The sequence below is a fragment of the Ovoidimarina sediminis genome (genome assembly GCF_032586175.1).
Classification (GTDB): Bacteria; Pseudomonadota; Alphaproteobacteria; order Rhodobacterales; family Rhodobacteraceae; genus Ovoidimarina; species Ovoidimarina sediminis.
Map to the genome: position 1 here is coordinate 1 of NZ_JAWHTE010000029.1, position 21,152 is coordinate 21,152.

22 protein-coding genes and 1 tRNA gene are annotated in these 21,152 nt (G+C 65.4%); 12 read left to right on the forward strand and 11 right to left on the reverse strand.

Going from position 1 to position 21,152, the window contains the following annotated elements; all coding sequences use genetic code 11:
- Positions 1-215: 215 nt before the first annotated feature.
- The gene (locus RXV90_RS22100) at positions 216-824 is read right to left on the reverse strand and encodes a TetR/AcrR family transcriptional regulator (RefSeq protein WP_316651910.1); all 609 of its coding nucleotides are present in this window, start codon (positions 822-824) and stop codon (positions 216-218) included.
- Between the two features lie 179 nt (positions 825-1,003).
- On the opposite strand from RXV90_RS22100, the gene serS reads away from it, so the two are divergent.
- From serS to RXV90_RS22115, 3 genes are all read left to right on the forward strand, one after another.
- Entirely contained in the window at positions 1,004-2,296 is a 1,293-nt protein-coding gene (gene serS, locus RXV90_RS22105; RefSeq protein WP_316651912.1) for a serine--tRNA ligase, read from the forward strand.
- Positions 2,297-2,369: 73 nt separating this feature from the next.
- Positions 2,370-4,217, forward strand: coding sequence for an extracellular solute-binding protein (locus RXV90_RS22110; protein WP_316651913.1), 1,848 nt, complete (start codon positions 2,370-2,372; stop codon positions 4,215-4,217).
- A gap of 131 nt (positions 4,218-4,348) precedes the next feature.
- Positions 4,349-5,107, forward strand: a complete 759-nt coding sequence (locus RXV90_RS22115; protein WP_316651915.1) for a hypothetical protein — start codon at positions 4,349-4,351, stop codon at positions 5,105-5,107.
- Between the two features lie 72 nt (positions 5,108-5,179).
- Here the strand turns inward: RXV90_RS22115 and RXV90_RS22120 are convergent, their stop codons facing one another.
- Positions 5,180-7,000 carry an ABC-F family ATP-binding cassette domain-containing protein gene (locus RXV90_RS22120; protein ID WP_316651917.1) on the reverse strand — a complete coding sequence of 607 codons (1,821 nt, stop codon included), beginning with the start codon at positions 6,998-7,000 and terminating at the stop codon, positions 5,180-5,182.
- 40 nt (positions 7,001-7,040) lie between these two features.
- Positions 7,041-7,772: a GNAT family N-acetyltransferase gene (locus RXV90_RS22125; protein WP_316651920.1), complete on the reverse strand. Its 732-nt coding sequence runs from the start codon at positions 7,770-7,772 to the stop codon at positions 7,041-7,043.
- 114 nt (positions 7,773-7,886) lie between these two features.
- On the opposite strand from RXV90_RS22125, the gene msrB reads away from it, so the two are divergent.
- A complete protein-coding gene (gene msrB, locus RXV90_RS22130) occupies positions 7,887-8,294 on the forward strand; it encodes a peptide-methionine (R)-S-oxide reductase MsrB (RefSeq protein WP_316651923.1) in 408 nt (135 codons plus the stop codon).
- 38 nt (positions 8,295-8,332) lie between these two features.
- On the opposite strand, the gene RXV90_RS22135 is transcribed toward msrB, so the two are convergent.
- On the reverse strand, positions 8,333-9,544 hold the full coding sequence (locus tag RXV90_RS22135; RefSeq protein WP_316651925.1) for an aminopeptidase P family protein: 1,212 nt from the start codon (positions 9,542-9,544) through the stop codon (positions 8,333-8,335).
- A 144-nt stretch (positions 9,545-9,688) separates the two neighbouring features.
- Complete coding sequence (locus RXV90_RS22140; RefSeq protein WP_316651927.1) at positions 9,689-10,117, reverse strand: outer membrane protein assembly factor BamE; 429 nt, start codon at positions 10,115-10,117, stop codon at positions 9,689-9,691.
- 105 nt (positions 10,118-10,222) lie between these two features.
- On the opposite strand from RXV90_RS22140, the gene RXV90_RS22145 reads away from it, so the two are divergent.
- The 8 genes from RXV90_RS22145 (at position 10,223) to RXV90_RS22180 (ending at position 15,685) form a co-directional block, all read left to right on the forward strand.
- Positions 10,223-10,786: a YceD family protein gene (locus RXV90_RS22145; RefSeq protein ID WP_316651929.1), complete on the forward strand. Its 564-nt coding sequence runs from the start codon at positions 10,223-10,225 to the stop codon at positions 10,784-10,786.
- A gap of 170 nt (positions 10,787-10,956) precedes the next feature.
- Positions 10,957-11,166, forward strand: a complete 210-nt coding sequence (gene rpmF, locus RXV90_RS22150; protein ID WP_316651931.1) for a 50S ribosomal protein L32 — start codon at positions 10,957-10,959, stop codon at positions 11,164-11,166.
- Positions 11,167-11,199: 33 nt separating this feature from the next.
- Positions 11,200-12,303, forward strand: a complete 1,104-nt coding sequence (gene plsX / locus RXV90_RS22155; RefSeq protein WP_316651933.1) for a phosphate acyltransferase PlsX — start codon at positions 11,200-11,202, stop codon at positions 12,301-12,303.
- On the forward strand, positions 12,300-13,271 hold the full coding sequence (locus RXV90_RS22160; RefSeq protein WP_316651936.1) for a beta-ketoacyl-ACP synthase III: 972 nt from the start codon (positions 12,300-12,302) through the stop codon (positions 13,269-13,271). Before plsX ends, RXV90_RS22160 begins: the two co-directional genes overlap by 4 nt.
- Positions 13,272-13,323: 52 nt before the next feature.
- Positions 13,324-13,677 carry an integration host factor subunit alpha gene (gene ihfA / locus RXV90_RS22165; RefSeq protein ID WP_316651938.1) on the forward strand — a complete coding sequence of 118 codons (354 nt, stop codon included), beginning with the start codon at positions 13,324-13,326 and terminating at the stop codon, positions 13,675-13,677.
- A gap of 4 nt (positions 13,678-13,681) precedes the next feature.
- Complete coding sequence (locus RXV90_RS22170; protein WP_316651940.1) at positions 13,682-14,422, forward strand: MerR family transcriptional regulator; 741 nt, start codon at positions 13,682-13,684, stop codon at positions 14,420-14,422.
- Between the two features lie 52 nt (positions 14,423-14,474).
- Positions 14,475-14,551 (forward strand) — tRNA-Pro (locus tag RXV90_RS22175).
- A gap of 57 nt (positions 14,552-14,608) precedes the next feature.
- Positions 14,609-15,685, forward strand: a complete 1,077-nt coding sequence (locus RXV90_RS22180; RefSeq protein ID WP_316651943.1) for a 2'-deoxycytidine 5'-triphosphate deaminase — start codon at positions 14,609-14,611, stop codon at positions 15,683-15,685.
- A 9-nt stretch (positions 15,686-15,694) separates the two neighbouring features.
- Here the strand turns inward: RXV90_RS22180 and RXV90_RS22185 are convergent, their stop codons facing one another.
- The 6 genes from RXV90_RS22185 to argS form a co-directional block, all read right to left on the reverse strand.
- Positions 15,695-15,874: a hypothetical protein gene (locus RXV90_RS22185; protein ID WP_316651945.1), complete on the reverse strand. Its 180-nt coding sequence runs from the start codon at positions 15,872-15,874 to the stop codon at positions 15,695-15,697.
- Positions 15,871-16,515 (reverse strand): SMC-Scp complex subunit ScpB, encoded by a 645-nt coding sequence (gene scpB, locus RXV90_RS22190; protein WP_316651947.1) that lies wholly within the window; start codon positions 16,513-16,515, stop codon positions 15,871-15,873. Before scpB ends, RXV90_RS22185 begins: the two co-directional genes overlap by 4 nt.
- The gene (locus RXV90_RS22195; protein WP_316651949.1) at positions 16,512-17,306 is read right to left on the reverse strand and encodes a segregation and condensation protein A; all 795 of its coding nucleotides are present in this window, start codon (positions 17,304-17,306) and stop codon (positions 16,512-16,514) included. Before RXV90_RS22195 ends, scpB begins: the two co-directional genes overlap by 4 nt.
- Complete coding sequence (locus tag RXV90_RS22200; RefSeq protein ID WP_316651951.1) at positions 17,303-18,307, reverse strand: glycoside hydrolase family 3 N-terminal domain-containing protein; 1,005 nt, start codon at positions 18,305-18,307, stop codon at positions 17,303-17,305. Before RXV90_RS22200 ends, RXV90_RS22195 begins: the two co-directional genes overlap by 4 nt.
- A gap of 4 nt (positions 18,308-18,311) precedes the next feature.
- Positions 18,312-19,223: an SPOR domain-containing protein gene (locus RXV90_RS22205; protein WP_316651952.1), complete on the reverse strand. Its 912-nt coding sequence runs from the start codon at positions 19,221-19,223 to the stop codon at positions 18,312-18,314.
- Between the two features lie 76 nt (positions 19,224-19,299).
- Entirely contained in the window at positions 19,300-21,024 is a 1,725-nt protein-coding gene (gene argS, locus RXV90_RS22210; protein ID WP_316651954.1) for an arginine--tRNA ligase, read from the reverse strand.
- Between the last annotated feature and the right edge of the window lie 128 nt (positions 21,025-21,152).

Consider the following 21,152-nt stretch of genomic DNA (forward strand, 5'->3'; position numbering starts at 1 on the left):
CTATACTCACCCGAAGAGTGTTGGAACTACTTCAGGGCTGCCGGATATGTCTCAGGTTAAAGGCCGGATGCTTTAGCTGTTCGCAAGGCCAGCTAAGTCCCGCGAAGCGGACATCGAAGTGTCGGCGCGCAGGGCCGGCCTAGAGCCCATCTTGCATGGATCCGGGGGCCGCAGCCCGTCGTCAGGCCCTGCCCGGCCCGACGCTCAGGTCCGCATCACACCGGCTTGCGGGTGCCGAGGGCCTCGATGTCGCGGGCAATCTCCTCGGCGAGGTCGTTGGCGTAATCCGTCGCGTCGCTGCGTTCGGAATAGGCGCCGAGGCCCAGGATCTCGGCATGGAGACGGCGGGCGAGACGGCTTGGATCGGCATCCTCGGACAGTTCGCCGGAGCGGCGCGCGGCCTCGAACCCGTCGCGGTAGAATTCCTCGGTATCCTTCAGGAGGTTTTCGGCGCGCCTGCGCAGGCCGGGATCGTTCGGCGGCGTTTCGAGCACCGTTTTCGTGATCATGCAGGCCCGGGCCGGAACGCCCGCGGCGGTGATCAGCGCGCCGACCCAGCGGACGTGGTTTGCAAGGCCCTGAAGCGCCGAAACGGTTTCGGCCATAGTTGCCTCATAAACACGCCTGATATCGTTGGCATAGAGGTCCAGCGCCTCTGCAAAAAGCTGTTCCTTCGACCCGAAGGCGGCGTAAATGCTGCCTGGCCGCAGATCCAGTTCCTGTTCGAGATCCTTGAGAGAGGTGCCGTGATACCCCTTCTCCCAGAATAAATCTCTTGCTTTACCAAGGACTTTGTCCCGGTCGTATCGCGCTCGACCCGGCATTACGCGTCCAATCCCGAATGTTATAACAAGGTACCAGAGTGTAGGATAAATTGCGCGGGGGCCCCGGTAAAGCGTTCTGTTAACCATCTGGTAACGAACTCGGGTGTGACAGACTGTTTCCAGTCGCCCGGAAATGCGCCATAGGGGACGCGACGATCACCTGAGACGAGCCTTTCGACATGCATGATATCCGCGCCATTCGCGACACTCCGGACGCTTTCGACAGAGCCCTGGCCCGGCGGGGTCTTGCGCCCCAGTCGGCCTCGATTCTGGCCGTCGACGCCAATCGCCGCGAGTGGATCAAAGGCTCAGAAGACCTAAAGGCAATCATTAATAGGCTCTCGAAGGACATCGGCATAAGGATGGCTGAAGGCAACACAGCCCAAGCCGAGAAAATAAAACAGTCTGTGACCGACTATAAGTCGAACATGCAGGCTCTTCAGAAGAAGGCGGACGAGGCCGATACCGAGCTCAAGACAATGCTGATGGAGCTTCCGAACCTGCCCCATGACGATGTGCCCGACGGCGCGGACGAGGCCGACAATGTCGAGATCCGCCGCTGGGGCACGGTGCCGGAGTTCGATTTCGCGCCGAAGGAGCATTTCGAGCTTGAAGGCGTGAAGCCGGGGATGGATTTCGCGACCGCCGCGAAGCTTTCGGGCTCGCGTTTCGTTCTGTTGCAGGGCGCGGTGGCGCGGCTTCACCGGGCGCTGGCGCAGTTCATGCTCGACCTGCACACGACCGAGCACGGGCTGACCGAGACGATGACGCCGGTTCTGGTGCGGGACGAGGCGATGCTGGGCACCGGGCAACTGCCGAAATTCGCCGAAGACAGCTATCAGACGACGAATGGCTGGTGGCTGATCCCCACCTCCGAAGTGACGCTGACGAACATCGTGGCCGGCGAAATCGTGGCGGAGGCGGATCTGCCGATGCGGCGGACGGCGCATACCCAGTGCTTCCGGTCGGAGGCCGGGAGCGCGGGGAAGGACACCGCGGGGATGCTGCGGCAGCACCAGTTCGAGAAGGTCGAGATGGTATCGATCACCCATCCCGGCCGGTCGCGCGAGGAGCTGGACCGGATGACGCGCTGCGCCGAGACGGTGCTGGAGCGGCTCGGGCTGGCTTACCGGACGGTGGTGCTGTGCACCGGTGACATGGGGTTCGGCGCGCGGCGCACCCATGACATCGAGGTGTGGCTGCCCGGCCAGAACACCTATCGCGAGATTTCGAGCTGTTCGGTCTGCGGCGATTTCCAAGCGCGGCGGATGAATGCGCGGTTCCGGCCCGAGGGTGGCGGAAAGCCCGAATTCGTGCACACGCTGAACGGATCGGGGCTTGCCGTGGGGCGCTGCCTGATCGCGGTTCTGGAGAACGGGCAGCAGGCGGACGGGTCGGTGCACCTGCCCCAGGCGCTGCACCCCTATCTGGGGGGCAAGACCCGGATCGGGGCGGACGGAACGCTCGCCTGAGCGATTGGGTATTTACGCGGGGGAGCGGCGGCTTAGTCTTTCGGGAAGCCAACTTGCCCGAAGGAGATCGCCCATGACCGCCCCCCCCAGGATCGCCCTCGCTCTTGCCGCCGCGACATTTGCCACCGCGGCGCTTGCCGAGGAGATCACGGTCAGCCACGGCATCTCGGCCTTCGGGGAACTGAAATACCCCGCGGATTTCCCGCATTTCGACTATGTGAACCCCGACGCGCCGCAAGGCGGGACGATGAGCTTTCGCGGTCAGCTTGCGTCACGCACGTTCGACAGCCTGAACCTTTTCATCCTCAGGGGCGAGCCGGCGCAGGGGCTTGAGCTTCTCTACGACACGCTCTTGGTGCGGGCCTATGACGAACCCGACGCGGTGTACGGCCAGATCGCCGAGACGATCGAATATCCCGAGGACCGGTCCTGGGTGATCTTCAACCTGAGGCCCGAGGCGCGGTTTCACGACGGCACGCAAATCACTGCGGATGATGTGAAATTCACGTTCGATACCCTGAAGGTTGACGGCTTGCCCTTCTACCAGATTCAGTTGGCGGATCTCGAAAGCGTGACGGTTCTGTCGCCCACTAAGGTTCGGGTCGATTTCGTGGAGGGCGCGCGCACGCGGGACCTGATTTCGGATATCGGGCAGATCGAGATCCTGCCGGAGCATTTCTACGAGGAGATCGATTTCACCCGGTCGAGCCTGATCGAACCGCTGGGGTCAGGCCAGTACAAGGTGTTCAAGACCGATCCGGGCCGGTCGATCACCTATTGCAAGATCGACGATTACTGGGGCGAGGACCTGCCCGTGAACCGGGGCGAAGATAACTTCGACTGCGTGCGCTATGAATATTTCGCCGACAGCACCGCCGCCTTCGAGGCGCTGAAATCGGGGGAATACCTGTTTCATGAGGAAGTCTTTTCGGCGCTCTGGGCCACGGGATACGATTTTCCGGCGCTGGACCGGGGCTGGGTGATCCGGGATGTGGTTTCCGATGGCCGCCCGTCCGGGGCGCAGGGCTTCTGGTTCAACCTGCGGCGCGAGATCAACCAGGATCCCAGGGTGCGGCAGGCGATCGGGATGATGTTCAACTTCGAATGGTCGAACGAGACGCTGTTCTACGGGCTTTACGGGCGGACCGACAGTTTCTTCGAGAACTCCGACCTCGAAGCGTCGGGGATGCTTGAAGGGGCGGAGCTTGCGCTTCTTGAGCCGTTCCGCGATCAGCTTCCGCCCGAGGTTTTCACCGAGCCGGCCTTCGTACCCAATGTGAGTTCCACACGGCAGATCGACCGCCGGGCGGTGGCGGAGGCGAGCGCGCTTCTGGATGCCGCGGGCTGGACTGTGGGGGGCGACGGGCGGCGTGTGAACGCCGCCGGCGAACCGCTTGAAATGGCGTTCGTATATGACGGGCCGGCCTTCGAGCGGATCATCCTTCCCTTCATCTCGAACCTCGAGCGGCTTGGGGTGACGATGTCGAACGACCTGATCGATCCCGCGCAGATGCAGGAGCGTCAGGAGGTGTTCGACTTCGACATCACCGTCGCGCGGCTTGTGCCGCCGGTGACGCCCTCGGCGTCGGGCCTGCGGTCGATCTACGGTTCGGCGAGCGCCAATGCGCAGGGCTCTCTCAACCTGACCGGGCAGGCCGATCCTGTCGTCGATGCGCTGATCGATGCCGCGGGCGACGCCAAGTCGCGCGCCGAACTCGTCACCGCGTTGAGGGCGCTTGACCGGGTGATGCGGGCCAAGCACCTGTGGGTCCCGAACTGGACCAAGGGCCAGCACTGGCTGGCCTATTGGGACGTGTTCGGCCGGCCGGACGCGAAGCCGGCCTATGTGCGCGGCGACCGCTACTGGTGGTGGGACGAAGAGAAATACCAGGCGCTGAAGGCCGAAGGGGCGCTGCGCTGACGGGCGCCTGAGCCAACGCGCCCGCAAGGGATTGTTTCGCTTATAAAAACACGTTGTTCTTTGACCGCGGCTGTTCCTGCGCGCACGCGCCTGTCATGTTCGGCGAAGTTTGTTTGTGGGGGACAACATATATGACACGCAATCTTACCAAGAGTGTGTCCGCGATCGCGATCGCGGCACTGACAGTCGTGCCGCTTGGCGGCGCGATGCTGATCGCAGGCGGCGAGGCGGTGAGCGCCGCGCCAAGCGAAATGGGCGCCGCACGCGGCAAGAGCGGCACGCGCGGGCGCGGTGGCGAGGAGCATGCGGGCCGCGACGGCGGCGCAGGCAATGCGAACGCGGCCAGCGGGCGCGGCGCGGTTGCCAGCGAGTTGCGCGGCCTCAACGCCGCACATGCCATCGCCAACGGCAAGCCGCGGGCGAATGCCGAAAGCCAGGTCGGCCGGATCGTCACCTATCAGCGCGAGGCGCAGGAGACGATCGTGGCCTTCGACGCGTGGCAGGTTGCCTATGACGCCTACAAGGACTTCGAGGGCAGCTATGATGGCCCGAGTTCCGACGACCTCGCCCAGCAGATCAGCGACGCGGAGGAGTTCAACGAGGGGATCGACGAGCAGATCGACGCGCTTGATCCCGAGTCGGACACCTATGACGACGATGTCGCGGCGCTGGAGGATCAGAAGATCGACGTCGGCGCGCTGGAGGACCAGCTGGATATTGCCGAGGCCTATGAGGAAGAACTGAAGCGCCTGGCCGAGGAGAGCAACCGGCTTGGCGAAATCTACGAGGGCGAGCTGGCCGAGGAAAAGGACGCGCTTGATGCCGCGAGCGGCGGGCGGGACCTATCCGATGCCGCGCTGGCGGCCCTTCGCCAGAAGCTGGGCCTCTGAGCCGGACGAACCTTCGCCGCAGACGGCGGAGACAGGGCCCGCGATGCGTGATCCGCGTCGCGGGCCGATTCGTCAGCCCGCTTCGCTTTTCTCGGCGAGGGTGAGCCATTCCTCTTCCGCCGCACTGAGCCGGGCCTGGCGTTCGGTGAGCGCTTCTGTCGCCTTGGCGAACTTGGCGGGTTCGCGCGTGTAGAGATCGGGATCGGAGAGGAGGCCCGAGAGCTTCGCGATCTCGGCTTCGAGCCGGTCGATGAGGCCGGGCAGTTCTTCGAGCCGGTGGCGTTCGGTGAAGGTGAGCCCGCGCGGTTTCGCCGCCGGTTTTTCAGGGCGGTCGGGGGCGGTGTTCCGTGCTTTCGGCTTCGCGTCGCGGGGGGCCTCGCGGGCCGGGCCTCGCTGGGATTGATAGTCGCTCCACCCGCCCGGGTAGAGCGCCGCGCGCCCGTCGCCTTCGAGGGCAAGGGTGACGGAGGCCATGCGATCGATGAAATCGCGGTCGTGGCTGACGACGATGACGGTGCCGTCGTACTCGCCGATCAGTTCCTGCAGCAAGTCGAGCGTTTCAAGATCGAGATCGTTCGTCGGTTCGTCGAGGACGAGGAGGTTCGAGGGCTTCGCCATGAGGCGGGCGAGCAGAAGGCGCGCCTTTTCGCCGCCCGAGAGAGAGCGCACGGGGGCGCGGGCCTGTGCTTCGGTGAAGAGGAAATCCTTGAGGTAGCCCACAACGTGCCGGGGCGTGCCGCGGACCATCACCTGATCGGCCCGGCCGGAGACCCGCATCTCTGGCGAGCCCGTCAGGCTGTCCCACAGGCTTTGATCGGGGTCGAGGGCGGAGCGGGTTTGATCGAAGACCGCCATTTCGAGACCGGTGCCCAGGCGGACGCGGCCTGCGTCGGGGGCGAGTTCGCCGGTGATGATCTTGAGAAGCGTCGTCTTGCCGACGCCGTTCGGGCCGACGAGGGCGAGCCGGTCGCCGCGCATCAGCCGGAGGGAGACGTCGCGGAACAGCGTGCGGTCGCCGAAGCCGTGGGCGACGCCCTCAAGCTCGGCCACGAGGCGGCCCGAGCGGGGCCCTGCCTCGAGCGCCATGGCGGCGGTGCCCTGACGCTGGATCTGGCTTTTGCGTTCGGCGCGGAGGTTTTGCAGGGCGCGCACCCTGCCCTGGTTGCGCTTGCGCCGCGCGCTGATGCCTTCGACGGCCCAGCGGGACTCGGCCTTGATCTTGCGGTCGAGCTTGTGGCGGGCGGTGTCTTCCTCTTCCCAAACGGTATCGCGCCAGTCTTCGAAGGCGTCGAAGCCCTTGTCCATCCGGCGGATGACGCCGCGGTCGAGCCAGAGGGTCGCAGTGGCCAGGCGCCGCAGGACGGCGCGGTCGTGGCTGATGATGACGAAGGCGGAGGCGCCGTTGGCGAGCGTTTCCTCGAGCCAGCGGATCGCGTCGATATCTAGGTGGTTCGTCGGTTCGTCGAGAAGGAGGAGATCGGGGGCCTCGGCCATGATCTTTGCAAGCGCCGCGCGGCGGCGTTCGCCGCCCGAGGCGGAGGCGACAGGGGTGGCGGGATCGAATTTGAGCCCCTCTGCGGCGGCTTCGACGCGGTAGGCCTCTTCGGGGGCGAGGCCGCTTGCGGCGAAGGCCCCGAGGGTGTCGAAGCCCGCCATGTCGGGCTCCTGCTCCATATACCCCACGCTGAAGCCCTGGGGCACGGTGCGTTCGCCGGTGTCGGGCTGAACGAGCCCCGCCATGATCTTCAGAAGCGTGGACTTGCCTGATCCGTTGCGGCCGACAAGGGCGATCCGGTCGCCCGGCTGGACGACGAGATCGACGCCTTCGAATTGCGGGGTGCCGCCGAAGGTGAGGCCGATGCCGGAAAGCTGAAGAAGCGGTGCGCGCGCCATGGGACAGGCGGGTATGCCGGGCGCCGCGCGCCGTCAAGCGTCAGGCGAGCGCACCCCTGAGAAGCCGAGCGCGGGCGGCGGGGATGGATTTGACCTCGAGCCCGGTGAAGACGTGAAGCGTGCCGAGATCGCGATCGATCACCGCATGATCGGATACCCAGCCGCCCATGGCGAGATACCCCTTCAGAAGCGGCGGCATGGTACGCATGGCCGCGCGCGGATCGGGCACGCGGCGGAGGCGGCGGGCGAAGCGGAAGACATCGGGCGCTTTCACCTTGGGCAGCCAGCGCTTCGGCGCAAGGTGCCGGTCGCGCAGGACGGCGAAGGCATCGTAATAGGCCTTCGCTTCGCAGCCCGTGAAGGAGGAGCAGCCGAAGAGAAGATCGGTGCCGGTTTCGTCGACGTAACGCGTCATGGCGGCCCAGGCGACGCGGAGAATGTCGGGATCCTTCCAGGCGGTATCGACGCAGAAGCGGCCCATCTCGACCAGCCGGCCCTCGTAGCTTTCGAGCGCGGACAATTCGTAGAATTGGGCGGAGTAGCTGGCCCCGATCTCGCGCCCGTGGCCGAGGGCCAGAAGGCGGAAGCAGGCGACGAGCGTGCCGGTTTTCACCTCTTCGATCAGGACGTTGCGGCAGATCTCGTCGAAACGGTCGGCATCCTCGCCCAATCCGCCCCGGAACGCCCGATGGCGGAGCCGCTGGGCCGCCGTTATGTCGGCCGCGCTGTCGGCGAAGCGGGCCGCGTAACGGGCTTTTGACAATCTGCCCATGATCTCAGGCCCTTTCGTGGCTTGGAGACATGTGATCTCTCTCTAAATATGTTCAGGCCCCTTGCACCACACAACTGTGACGTTGGGGCGAAACCTGTTGCAAAGGGATGACCCGTGGACAAAGTCGTGAAATCGGATGCGGAATGGCGCGAGCAGCTTTCGGAGCTTGCCTACAAGGTGACGCGGAAGCATGGGACGGAACGGGCCTTCACCCATGAGGCTTTTCCCGAGGGCCCCGGCACGTTCATGTGCGTCTGTTGCGGGGCGCCTTTGTTCGACAAGGCGCACAAGTTCGACAGCGGCACGGGGTGGCCGTCGTTCTACCAGCCGCTGGATTCGGAGATGGTGGGCGAGCAGGAAGACCGGAGCTTCTTCATGCGGCGGACGGAGGTGCATTGTAACCGGTGCGAGGCGCATCTGGGGCATGTCTTTCCGGACGGGCCGCAGCCTACGGGTTTGCGGTACTGCATCAACGGGGTGGCGCTGGAATTCGAGCCGGAGGAGGATGGCCCCGCCGGGTAAGGCGGAAACCCCGGAGTTTCCGCCTTACCCCATGCGCGTCAGCCGACGACGTTGAAGTCGGGGCCGTAGGGGTAGCCGGTGATGTTTTCCGCCCCGTCCTCGGTGATCACCAGGATATCGTGTTCGCGGTAACCGCCCGCGCCGGGCTGATCGGCCGGGATCGTGAGCATGGGTTCCATCGAGATCACCATGCCTGGCTCGAGCACCGTGTCGATATCCTCGCGCAGTTCGAGCCCCGCTTCGCGACCGTAATAATGGCTGAGCACGCCGAAGGAGTGGCCATAGCCGAAGGTGCGGTATTGCAGGAGATCGCGCTCTTCGAAGAAATCGTTGATCTTGTGGGTGATGTCGGCGCAGCTGACACCCGGCCTCATCAGGCTCATGCCGTATTCGTGGGCGGCCACGTTCGCCTCCCAGATCGTGCGGGAGGCCGCGTCGACCTCGCCCACGAAGAGCGTGCGTTCGAGCGCGGTGTAGTAGCCCGAGATCATGGGGAAGGTGTTGAGGCTGAGGATGTCGCCGCGTTCGAGGGCGCGGGCGGTGACCGGGTTGTGGGCGCCGTCGGTGTTCGGCCCCGACTGGAACCAGACCCAGGTGTCGCGGTATTCGGCATCGGGGTAGCGGCGGGCGATTTCCACTTCCATCGCATCGCGGCCCGCCATGGCCACATCGATTTCGCGGATCCCTTCGCGGATCGCCTCGCGGATCGCGTAGCCGCCCACATCCGCGGTCGCGGCGCCGGCGCGGATCAGTTCGATCTCGGCGGGGGATTTGCGCATGCGCTGCTGCATCGTGCCGCCGGAGATGTCGCAGATCCGGGCGGGCGAGAGCATCGCGTCGAGGAGATCGCTTTGCGCCAGCGTCAGGTGATCGGCCTCGATCCCGATGGCACGGCCCTCGCCGGCCACATGGGCGATGGCGCGCCAGAAGTTGTTTCGCTGCCAATCGGAATAGGTGATGTTGTCGCCGTGGCAGCGCCGCCAGGGCTGGCCCGCGTCGATGCCTGCCGAGATCGTCACGCTTCCGTCCGCCGTCACGACGAGGCCGTAGGGGCGCCCGAAGGAGCAGTAGAGGAAGCCCGAGTAATAGGCGATGTTCTGCATCGAAGTGAGGACGGCGACCTCGACCTCGGCCTCTGCCATGATACGTCGGAGCCCCGCGAGGCGTGCCTCGTATTCGTCGGCAGAGAATGGCAGCGGCGCCTTCTCTCCGTTCTGGAACCTGTAGAATTGCTGTCGGGTCGTGGTCATGGCCGCGCTCCTTCCCAAAAAAGAAAGGTCCCGGCGTTCAGGACGGTCTTGCGTGGTCAGCCCGCCGGCCGGGCGACGCCATCGCCCCGCCACGCATGAAACGCCTCATGCGACAGAATGCGGCCGCTGGCAAGATCCGTCAGATCAGTTGTCGTCGCCGAGGAAATCGCCCGCCGTGATCCGGCCGAGGTTGCCGAAGGCCTGGCGCAGGAAGCCGACGCCCTGTGTGTTGGGCGTGGTCACGCGGCGGCTGAGGCGCACGACGCGGCCGCGTTCGAGGCCGAAGGTTTCGATGTTGGTGACCACGCCCGTGTCGTCGAAGGAGATCGCGAGAACCTCGCGGTCGATCTCTTCCGGCGCGCGCCAGGCGAAGTTGCGGTAGCGCGAGCGCACGTAATACCAGCCGCTGTCGTCGAGAATGCCGGAGACGCCGGGACGGCCCACGGCGCTGGCCACCGTATCGCGCGTGTCGACGCCGACGATGACGTTCTGCAGATCCTCTTCCGGCGGCATGTAGCCGTGATTGCGGTAGGTTGCGCTGCAGGACGTCAGCACGAGCAGTGCCGCCACCATTGTGGCCAGCCTGATGATTCCCGGTCGCCGCCCCATTACGTCCCCTTGCCAATCGTATTCGGACCTGACTATGCGCTTACACCATAGCGGTTTGACGGTTCAAGAATGGAACGGAACGAAGAGACGAACGGTGTGCATTTGTTGCCGCTGGGGCGGATGCCCGGGCGCGATCCGGTGGCGTTTTCGCTGATGCCGGATAAGGCCGAGCGCGCCAAGCTTGCAGAAAGGCTGGATCTTCTGGGGTTGCCGAAGCTGAGGTTCGAAGGCGAGGTTGCGCCGGAAGGACGCGGCGACTGGCGGCTTTCCGCCCGGCTTGGGGCGACTGTTGTACAGCCCTGCGGCGTGACGCTGGAGCCGGTGACGACGCGGCTCGACGAGGATGTGAGCCGGCTGTACCTGCGCGATCTGCCAGACCCAGGGCCGGGCGAGGTGGAAATGCCCGAGGATGACAGCGTGGAGGCGCTGCCCGGCACGCTCGACCTTGGCGAGGTGATGGCAGAGGCACTGGCGCTTGCCCTGCCCGCCTTTCCGCGCGCGCCTGGCGTTGCGCCGGGAGATGCCCAGTTCACCGAGCCCGGGAAGACGCCGATGCGCGATGAGGACACGAAACCTTTCGCCGGGCTTGGGGCCCTGAAAGCGAAGCTTGAGAAGAAGGACGGCGAGGACTGAACGGCACGGAAATACCCCCTTGCGGTTTCACGAAATCGCAGTATGTTCCGCGCCTCGCCCGATAGACAGGATTGGACACCGGGCCCGCCAGGGCGTAAGAGGCCCTTTAAGCAGATGTAACGGAGGGTTGGCCCCTGACGCGCCGCCCCATGAAAGACCGAGGTTGAGACATGGCCGTCCCTCAGAATAAAGTCACCCGCTCGCGCCGGAACATGCGCCGTGCCCACGATTCCCTCGTGGCCGCAAATCCGGCGGAATGCCCGAATTGCGGTGAACTGAAGCGCCCGCACCACGTGTGTGGCGCCTGTGGCCATTACGATGACCGCGAAGTCGTTGCTCAGGCCGACGAGATCGATCTGGACGACGAAGACGCGGCGTAAGCGCGGCACCCCGTGCCGCGCATGAGCTGACTTATGGCCGAGACGCCGGACGCAGACCACGCTGCCGCGAGGCCAATTACCATTTCGGTTGACGCCATGGGCGGTGACCAGGGCCTTTCGGCCGTGGTTGCCGGCATTGCCATGTCTGCGAAGAAGAACCCCGATGTGGCCTTCATCGTGCATGGCGACGGCAAGGCGCTGAGAAAGCAGCTCAAGAAGCGCAAGATCCTCGACCGTTGCGAGATTCGTGATACGGCGGGCGTCGTGCGGATGGATGACAAGCCGAGCCATGTTCTGCGCAACGGGCAGGACACCTCGATGTGGTCGGCGATCGAGGCGGTGAAGAACGGCGAGGCGGATGCCTGCGTGTCCTGCGGGAACACCGGTGCGCTGATGCTTCTGTCGGTGATGCGGCTGAGGAAGCTGCCCGGTGTGAACCGGCCTGCGATCGCGTGTTTCTGGCCGTCGCGGAACCCCGGCGGGTTCAACGTGATGCTGGACGTGGGCGCCGATATCAAGGCCGACGAGAACGACCTGCTGCAATACGCGCTGATGGGCATGTCCTATGCCCGGAACGGGCTTGGGCTGCAGCGGCCGCGGGTGGGCATTCTGAACCTCGGGACAGAGGAGTTCAAAGGCCGCCCGGAACTGAAACTTGCCCATGACCTTGTGGCAGAGGCCGCGCCGGAGGCGAATTTCGAATTCGTGGGCTTCGTGGAAGGCGGGGATATTCCGTCGGACCGGGTGGACGTGATTGTGACCGACGGGTTTACCGGGAATATCGCGCTGAAGACCGGCGAGGGCACCGCGACGCTGATCCGCGATTTCCTGCGGGATGCGTTCAAGGCGACGCCCTTGTCGCGGATCGCGGCGATCCTGGCCCTGACCTCGCTCAGGCGCCTGTCGAAGCGGATCGACCCGCGGCGCGTCAATGGCGGGGTGTTTTTGGGCCTCAATGGCACGGTGGTGAAATCGCACGGCAGCGCCGATGCCACCGGCGTATCGTCGGCGATCAAGCTGGCGTTCCGGCTGGCCGAAACCGGCTTTGCCGAACGGCTTGCCGCGCGGGTTGCATCCGTCGGGACCGCGCGCCAAGATGGCGCACCGGACGGGGCAACAAACGAGCAGCAGGAATGACGATACGAGCGGTGGTCCGCGGCACCGGGCATTACCTGCCCGAGCGGATCGTGCCGAATTCCGAATTCGAGACCATCGTGGACACGTCGGACGAATGGATTCGCTCCCGCTCGGGTATCGAGCGGCGGCACTTCGCTGCGGATGGCGAAACGACCTCGCAGATGGCCGCCAATGCGGCGGAAAAGGCCCTGGCCGCTGCCGGAATGACCGCGGCGGATATCGATGCGCTTATCGTGGCGACCTCGACCGCCGATCTGACCTTTCCCTCTGCCGCGACGATGGTTCAGAGCGCGATCGGCATGACCGGAGGATTTGCCTTCGATGTGCAGGCGGTTTGCGCGGGCTTCGTCTACGCGCTGGCCAATGCCAATGCGCTTATCATCTCGGGCCAGGCCGAGCGGGTGCTGGTGATCGGGGCGGAGACCTTCAGCCGGATTATGGACTGGACGGACCGGTCGACCTGCGTTCTGTTCGGGGATGGCGCCGGGGCGCTGGTGCTGGAGGCCCAGGAGGGCGACGGCACGACGGCGGATACCGGGATACTTTCCATCGATCTGAATTCGGACGGGCGGCTTAAGGATATTCTTTACGTCGATGGCGGGGTGTCGACCCAATCGACGGGATATCTGCGGATGGAAGGCAAGGAAGTGTTCCGCCACGCCGTCGAAAAGCTGGCAGATACCGCTCATAAGGCCTTGGGAAAGATCGGTCTTTCCGGTTCGGACGTGGATTGGATTGTGCCGCATCAGGCCAATCTGAGGATCATCAAGGCGACCGCCCAGAAGATGGGCGTGCCGCTGGAGCGGGTTGTGGTGACGGTGCAGGATCACGGCAATACCTCTGCCGCATCGATTCCCCTCGCGCTTTCGGTCGGGGTCGAGCGGGGCCAGATCAAGAAGGGCGATCTGATCGTGACCGAGGCGATCGGGGGCGGCCTGGCCTGGGGATCGGTGGTTCTTCGCTGGTAGGGCGCTTCTGAACCCCGTCCGGCAAGCTGTTGATATTGACACGACATTGGCGGTGCCCCATGCTCGCCCGCAACAAACAAAGGGCAAACGGACGGGGAGAGACATGAGCGAAAAGACACTGACTCGAATGGATTTGAGCGAAGCGGTCTTTCGCGAGGTTGGCCTCAGCCGGAACGAATCCGCCCAGCTTGTCGAAAGCGTGCTGTCGCACATGTCGGACGCGCTGGTGCGGGGCGAGGCCGTGAAGATCTCGTCCTTCGGCACGTTCAGCGTACGGTCCAAGGCCGCGCGGATCGGGCGGAACCCGAAGACGGGCGAAGAGGTTCCCATCCACCCGCGGCGCGTGCTGACCTTCCGTCCCTCGCATCTGATGAAGGACAGGGTTGCCGCCGGGAACCGCAAGTAAACTCATGGAAAAATCGCCGGACGCTTTCCGGACAATCTCTGAAGTCGCGGACTGGCTGGATGTTCCGACGCATGTTCTGCGCTTCTGGGAAAGCCGGTTTTCCCAGGTGAAGCCCGTCAAGCGTGCGGGCGGGCGGCGGTATTACCGCCCGAATGACATGCGGCTGATCGGCGGCATCAAGACGCTTCTGCACGACCAGGGGATGACCATTCGCGGGGTTCAGAAGCTTCTGCGCGAGGAAGGCGTGAAGCACGTTTCGGGCTTTTCGCAGCCGCTTGATTCCGAACAGGGCGATGTGATCGACATCACCCCGGTGGAGCCGGAGGTTGAGGAGGTGGCCGCGGCCCCTGCCCCCGCGCCTGCGCCGGAGCCCGAAACCGCCGCGCCGCGCCTGACCTTCGGATCGGTGCGGCAACCGGCCGAGACCCCGACAGAGCCCGCGCGGGAGCCCGAACACCGGCAGATGGACCTGATCGAGGAGATCGCGGCGGCCGAGCAGGCCGAGACCGCGCCCGAGCCCATCGCGGAGCCAGAACCAGAACCGGAACCGGAGGCGCCGCGCATTCCGGACACGCCGGGTGTGCCCGAGCACGACCCCGAGGATGACGACGATGCTTATGCCAGCGGGCCCGGGCTTGCCGCGCGCCTGATCGCGCGGGAACGGCTTGCCGCGCTTGGCGACCGGGGCAGCCTGAGCGAAATCGTGGCCCGTCTTCAGGATGTTCGCAGGAAAACCGGCACCTGATTGCCTCGGCCCCCTTGCCCACCCCGGCAAATCGGGTAAGAAGGCCCCAAGTCGGGCTATGGCGCAGCCTGGTAGCGCGTCCGTCTGGGGGACGGAAGGTCGCAGGTTCAAGTCCTGCTAGCCCGACCAACACTCGTCTCGCCCGCTCCCAAGAGGGATGCGGGCGTTTTCATTGAGGGAGCGGCGATGACCGGAGTTTTGCCATCCCAGGCCCTGGCACGGATGATCGACGCCGGCGAGATCGCCGCCGATCAGCCCTTTGCCGAAGGGCAGATCCAGCCCGCATCGATCGACCTGCGGCTTGGCACGCGGGCCTACCGCGTGAGGGCCAGCTTCCTGGCCGGCCAGGGCGCGACGGTGGAGGACCGGCTTCGACATTTCAAGATGCACGAGGTGGATCTGACCGACGGCGCGGTGCTTGAAAAGGGCTGTGTCTACGTCGTGCCGCTGATGGAGCGGCTGGCGCTGCCCGGGGGCATTCAGGCGGTTGCAAATGCGAAATCCTCGACCGGGCGGCTTGATCTTCTGACACGGGCCATCACCGACGGGGGCACGGAGTTCGACCGCATCCCCGAAGGCTATCACGGGCCGATTTATGCCGAGATCTGTCCGCGGTCGTTTTCGGTGCTAGTGCGCCCCGGGATGCGGCTGAACCAGATCCGGTTTCGCGACGGACAGGCGCGGCTGACCGATACGGAGCTTGCGGCGCTGCATGCGGAGACGCCGCTGGTCGACGGCCCTGCCGTGATCTCGGACGGTCTGGGATTCTCGGTGGATCTGAAGCCCAGTTCCGGCGATCTGGTGGGGTACCGCGCGAAGCCGCATACGGGCGTGATCGACCTCGACCGGATCGGGGCCTATCCGGCGCACGAGTTCTGGGAAGAAGTGCGGAGCACCGATGGCCGGATCATACTGGACCCGGGCGCGTTCTATATCCTCGTGAGCCGGGAGGCCGTGACCATCCCGCCCGCCTATGCCGCCGAGATGGCGCCTTACATGGCGATGGTGGGGGAATTCCGGGTGCATTATGCCGGGTTCTTCGATCCCGGTTTCGGTTGGGCCGATGCCGGGGGCGCGGGATCGCGCGGGGTTCTGGAAGTGCGCTGTCACGAAGCGCCCTTCGTGCTGGAGCACGGGCAGATCGTCGGGCGGCTTGTGTACGAGCGGATGGCCGAGGAGCCGGCCACGCTTTACGGGCGAGAGATCAAATCGAACTATCAGGGACAGGGCCTGAAGCTGGCGAAACAGTTCCGGTCGGCGTGAGCCCGGGGTTCAGAAACGCCCCATGCGGCGGGCCATGCGCAGGCCCGATTTGACCGCGCGGGCTGTCTGTTTCGTTTTCTTCTGGCGCGCCCGGTCTTCGGGCGAGGCGGCGGCGCCTCCTGACATCCGACGGGACAGGAACCGGATACCGTGACGCAGGAGCATCTGGATCAGCCGATCTGCATTCATGGGTCTTCTCCCTCGTCTTCCGCTGCGTCGAACATATCGACTTCGTCGTCCTGATCTTCGTCGTCGGCCTCGCCCGGAGGGGGGCGGCTGTCGAGCAGACCCGCAGAGCGCAACTCTTTCAACCCCGGCAGGTCGCGGGCCGATTCGAGGCCGAAATGATCGAGAAATTCCTGTGTGACGACGAATGTCACCGGGCGGCCGGGCGTCATGCGGCGGCGGCCAAGGCGAATCCACTCAAGCTCCAGCAACTGGTCGATGGTGCCGCGGCTGACGCTGACGCCGCGGATCTCTTCGATCTCGGCGCGGGTGACCGGCTGGTGATAGGCGACGATGGCAAGCGTTTCGATCGCCGCGCGGCTGAGCTTGCGGGTTTCGACCGTTTCCTTCTGCATCAGGAAGCCGAGATCGGAGGCGGTGCGGATCGCCCAGGCCTCGCCGACCTTCACGACCTGGACGCCCCTGCCCTCGTAGCGTTTCTTCAGAAGCGCAAGCGCCTCGTTCGCGTCGGCGCCGTGAGGCATGCGTGCGTTGAGATCTGCCACCGTGACCGGTTCGGCAGAGGCGAAGAGGATCGCCTCGACCATGCGTTCCTGCTCGGCCAGCGGCGGCGCCTCGAAGAGGCTTTCGGCGTCGTCGGTCATTCCCGGATTCCGCGGAGTTGGATGGGCGCGAAGGTTTCGGCCTGCCGGAGTTCGGCCTTGCCCGCCTTCACCAGTTCCAGCGAGGCCGCGAAGGTAGCGGCCGTGGCCGAGCGGCGGCGGCGGGGATCGGTGCTCCACCCGTCGGGGAGGTAGCTTGACAGATCCGTCCAGTCGCCCGCGAAGCCGATCAGGTGGCGCATCTTGTCGAGCGCTTCCTCCATCGTCAGGATGTGATCGCGATCCATCACGTAGGGGCGGAACTCATCCTTCGTGCGGATCCGCGCATAGCCCTGCATGAGATCGAGGAGCGTGGCCGTGTAGGTGACGCGGCGGAGGCGGGTGACATCCTCGGGGATGCCGCGCACGAAGAAATCGCGCCCCTTCTGATCGCGGGCCATGAGGCGGGCGGCGACGTCGCGCATCGCCTGGAGGCGTTCGAGCTGGAAGGCGAGATGGGCCGCGAGATCCTCGCCCGACGGCCCTTCATCGGCCGGGTCGGGCGGCAAGAGGAGCCGGGATTTGAGGAAGGCGAGCCAGGCGGCCATCACCAGGTAATCCGCGGCAAGTTCGATCCGCAGGTCCCTGGCTTTCTTGATGAATTCCAGATACTGCTCTGCCAGAGACAGGACCGAGATCTTGCGCAGATCGACCTTCTGGGTGCGCGACAGGGTGAGCAGAAGATCAAGCGGGCCCTCGAACCCGTCGACGTCGATGATCAGCGCCTCGGCTTCGAGCCGGGCGGTTACCGGAACGACGGTTGCCCCGCCCTCCTGATCTGTGTCGTCGCTCATGTCAAAAGCCCTGCTCCGAGCGCCTTAAGCTCCGCTTCGGCGTCTCGGATGTCAATGGGCTGAGGCCGTGTTCTGAGGCGCAGCGCACGGCGCGCGCGGTCGTTCGCCGGGGCGCTGAGGCGGCCGGCTTCGGCGGCGATCTCGCGCATTTCGGCCATCTCGCCATTGCAGTGCAGGATGATGTCGCAGCCGGCGGCGAGGGAGGCGCGTGTGCGGGTCGTCATGGTGCCGCCGAGCGCCTCCATCGACAGGTCGTCGGTCATCAGGAGGCCGCCGAAGCCGATGCGTTCGCGGATCAGGCGGATCACACGGCGGGAGACGGTGGCGGCATTTTCGGGATCGTAGGCCGCGTAAACCATGTGCGCCGTCATCCCAAGGGGCAGATCGGAGAGCGCGCGGAAGGCCGCGAAATCCTGGGCATCGAGCGCTTCGGGCGCGGTGTCCGTGGCCGGGAGGCCCAAGTGGCTGTCGACGGTGCCGCGGCCGTGGCCGGGGATGTGCTTCAGGACCGGGAGGACGCCGCCTGCGTGCAGGCCGGTCGCTGCGGCGCGGGCCAATCTGGCCACATCGTCGGCCGTGGTGCCGTAGCAGCGGTTGCGGAGGAAGGGGTGGGTGTCATCGGTCGCCACATCGGCGCAGGGGACGCAGTTGACGTCGATCCCAAGCTCCATCAGTTCCGCCGCGATGATGCGGTAGCGCAGGAACATGGCGCGTTCGGCCTTTTCCCCTGCGGCTTCGATGAAATCGAGCGGCGGGGCCCATTGCCGCCAGTGCGGCGGGCCGAGGCGCTGAACGCGCCCGCCTTCCTGGTCGATCAGCACGGGGGCCTGGCGGCCCACGCTTTCGCGCAGGTCTTCGACGAGTGCACGAAGCTGATCGGGAGTGTCGATGTTGCGGGCAAACAGGATGAAGCCCCAAGGCGCGCTGTCGCGGAAGAAGGCGCGTTCCTCATCCGAAAGGGCCTGCCCGGCGCAGCCGAATATGTAGGCACCGGGCAGCATTGGCTTAACGGCGGATCACCGGAATGCAGTTGGCATTCTCGGCGACGAGGACGGCGCAGAAGCGGCGCGCGTCGCTCAGATCCTCGAACCCCATCACCCTGAGGCGATAGAAGGTGGAGCCGCCGGCGGAGGCCTCCTGCACGACGCGGCCCTTGCCGTCGAAATAGGGAGAAAAGCGGGCGTCGAGCATATCCCAGGCTTCGCGCGCGCGGGCTTCCGACGGGAAGGCGCCCAGTTGCACGAGCCGGGTGCCCGGCGGGATCGTGGCCGGATCGACATCGCCGGAGATGTCGGCGGAGGTGGCGACGGCGTTGACCACCGGCACTTCCAGACGGTCGGGGCGCGCGAAGGGGCGCGGAGAGCGCTGGACGCCGCCTGCGACGATCTGGGTCGGCTTGAGAGGTTCGGTGTCTTCGGAGGCCGGCGCAAGCTCGGTACCGGCAAGGGCCTCGGCGATGGCGAGTTCGATCGCGGATTGCGGTTCGGCTTCTTCGGCCCCGGCTGCCGCAACGGCATCTTCGCTTTCTGCCGCGATGGCCGGTTCGCTCGAGGGCGTATCCTCGATCAAAGCGGTCATCGGCTGATCCTCTTCCGCGAGCGTCACCGGCGGCGGGGCGAGGACGACGCGTTCCGTCGGCACCTCTTCGGCCCCGTCGGAGGCCACGCGTGTTACCGTAAGTTCCTGAAATTCGGCCCGAAGCCCGCCCGGATCATCGGGAGCGACGCGCATCGGCCCTTCGAGGGCCTGCACCACAGGCACACCGGTGACATCGCGCATCAGGAGCTGATAGCCCCAGACCGTCAGACCGATGACAAGCGCCAGAGACACCACCGCACCAGCCCAATTCATCAGCGCACCCGCACGACCGGATGCGTCGTCATAGGACTCGAAGTCCTCCTCGAAATAGGTTGTCATTCCGCCTCGCTCGTGCCCCCGGTCCATTGCCGGAAGCTATCTTGCCTGTTTTGCCGACCCCGGGAGGCGCCTGTTTTCAGCGCATTTCTTCCGCAGGAGTCACCCCGAGAATACCCAATCCCGCCGAAATAACAACGGAAACGGCCCTCGGGAGGGCGATTTTTACCGCAGTGGCCTCGGGATCGCCCTCGTGGACGAAGCGGAGCGCCGGCGTGTCGTTGCCCTTGTTCCAGAGCGCGTGGAATTCGGAGGCCAGTTCGTAGAGGTAAAAGGCGACGCGGTGCGGTTCGTGGTTGCGGGCCGCGATCTCGACGAGGCGGGGCCATTCGGCGATCTTGCGGGCCACGGCGTATTCCGCCGCGTCCTCGAGCACCGGGTGATCGGAATAAGGCAATCCGAGGTCTTCCGCCTTCCGCATAACGGAGCGGATGCGGGCGTGTGCGTATTGCACGTAGAAGACCGGGTTGTCTTTCGACTGTTCGGTGACGCGGGTGAAATCGAAGTCGAGCGGCGCGTCATTCTTCCGCGTAAGCATGTGGAAGCGGACGACGTCGGGACCGACCTCGTCGACGACGTCGCGGAGGGTGATGAACGTCCCTGCCCGCTTCGACATCTTGAAGGGTTCGCCGTTCTTGAAGAGGCGCACGAGCTGCGTGAGCTTGATATCCACCGGCACGCTGCCGTCCGACAGCGCGGAGACCGCGGCCTGCAGGCGTTTGACATATCCGCCGTGATCGGCCCCGAAGACATTGATCAGCTCGTCGAACCCGCGGGAGATCTTGTCGTAGTGATAGGCGATATCGGGGGCGAAATACGTCCAGCTTCCATCCGACTTCTTGACCGGGCGGTCGACGTCGTCGCCATGGTCGGTGGAGCGGAACAGCGTCTGTTCGCGGGGTTCCCAATCCTCGGGCGTCTTGCCCTTCGGGGGTTCCAGAATGCCTTCGTATATCAGGCCCTTGTCCTGAAGGACATGGAGCGCGCGTTCGATCCGGCCGGTGCCGTAGAGGGATTTTTCGCTGAAGTAGACGTCCATCTCGACGCCGAGGGCGGCGAGATCGGCGCGGATCATATCCATCATCCGGGCTGTGGCGAATTCGCGAACCTCTTCAAGCCAGACCTCTTCGGGCTGGTCGATGAGCTTGTCGCCATACGCGTCCTTCAGCGCCTCGCCGACCGGGACGAGATAGTCGCCCGGATAGAGGCCTTCGGAAATCTCGGGTTCGAGCCCGTGGGCTTCGCGGTACCGTTCATAGGCCGACCGTGCGAGCACGTCGACCTGCGCCCCACCGTCGTTGATGTAGTATTCGCGGGTGACGTCGTATCCCGCGGCCTCGAGAAGGCTGGCCAGCGCATCGCCGAAGACCGCGCCGCGCGTGTGGCCGACATGAAGGGGCCCCGTGGGGTTGGCCGAGACGAATTCGACATTGACCTTCACATGGGCGCCCAGCCCGGAATGGCCGAAGCCCCTGCCCGCGTCGATCGCCTCGGAGACCACGTCGTGCCAGACCGCGCCGTCGAGGATGAGGTTCAGAAACCCCGGCCCCGCCACATCCGCGACCGCGATCCGGGCATCGGTTTTCAGCCGCGCCGCGAGCGCCGCCGCGATATCGCGGGGCGGCTGTCCCGCGGGCTTCGCGAGCACCATCGCGGCATTGGTGGCCATGTCGCCATGGGAGGCGTCGCGCGGCGGTTCCACGGTCACGTTGCCGTAGTCGAGCCCGCCCGGAAGCTCTCCGTCGGCCACCATGGCATCGAGGGTTTCGATGACCAGTCTGCGTATGTCGGCGAATATGTTCATGGGCGTCGCTCTACCCACCGGTGCGGGAAGCGTCAACAATGGCTGCGACCGGGGCGGCGTCAGGGGGCGCTGTTTACCTTATCGGCACGATCCCGCGCGTTGCGGGCGGATCGTCGCCCGGCCTTGAA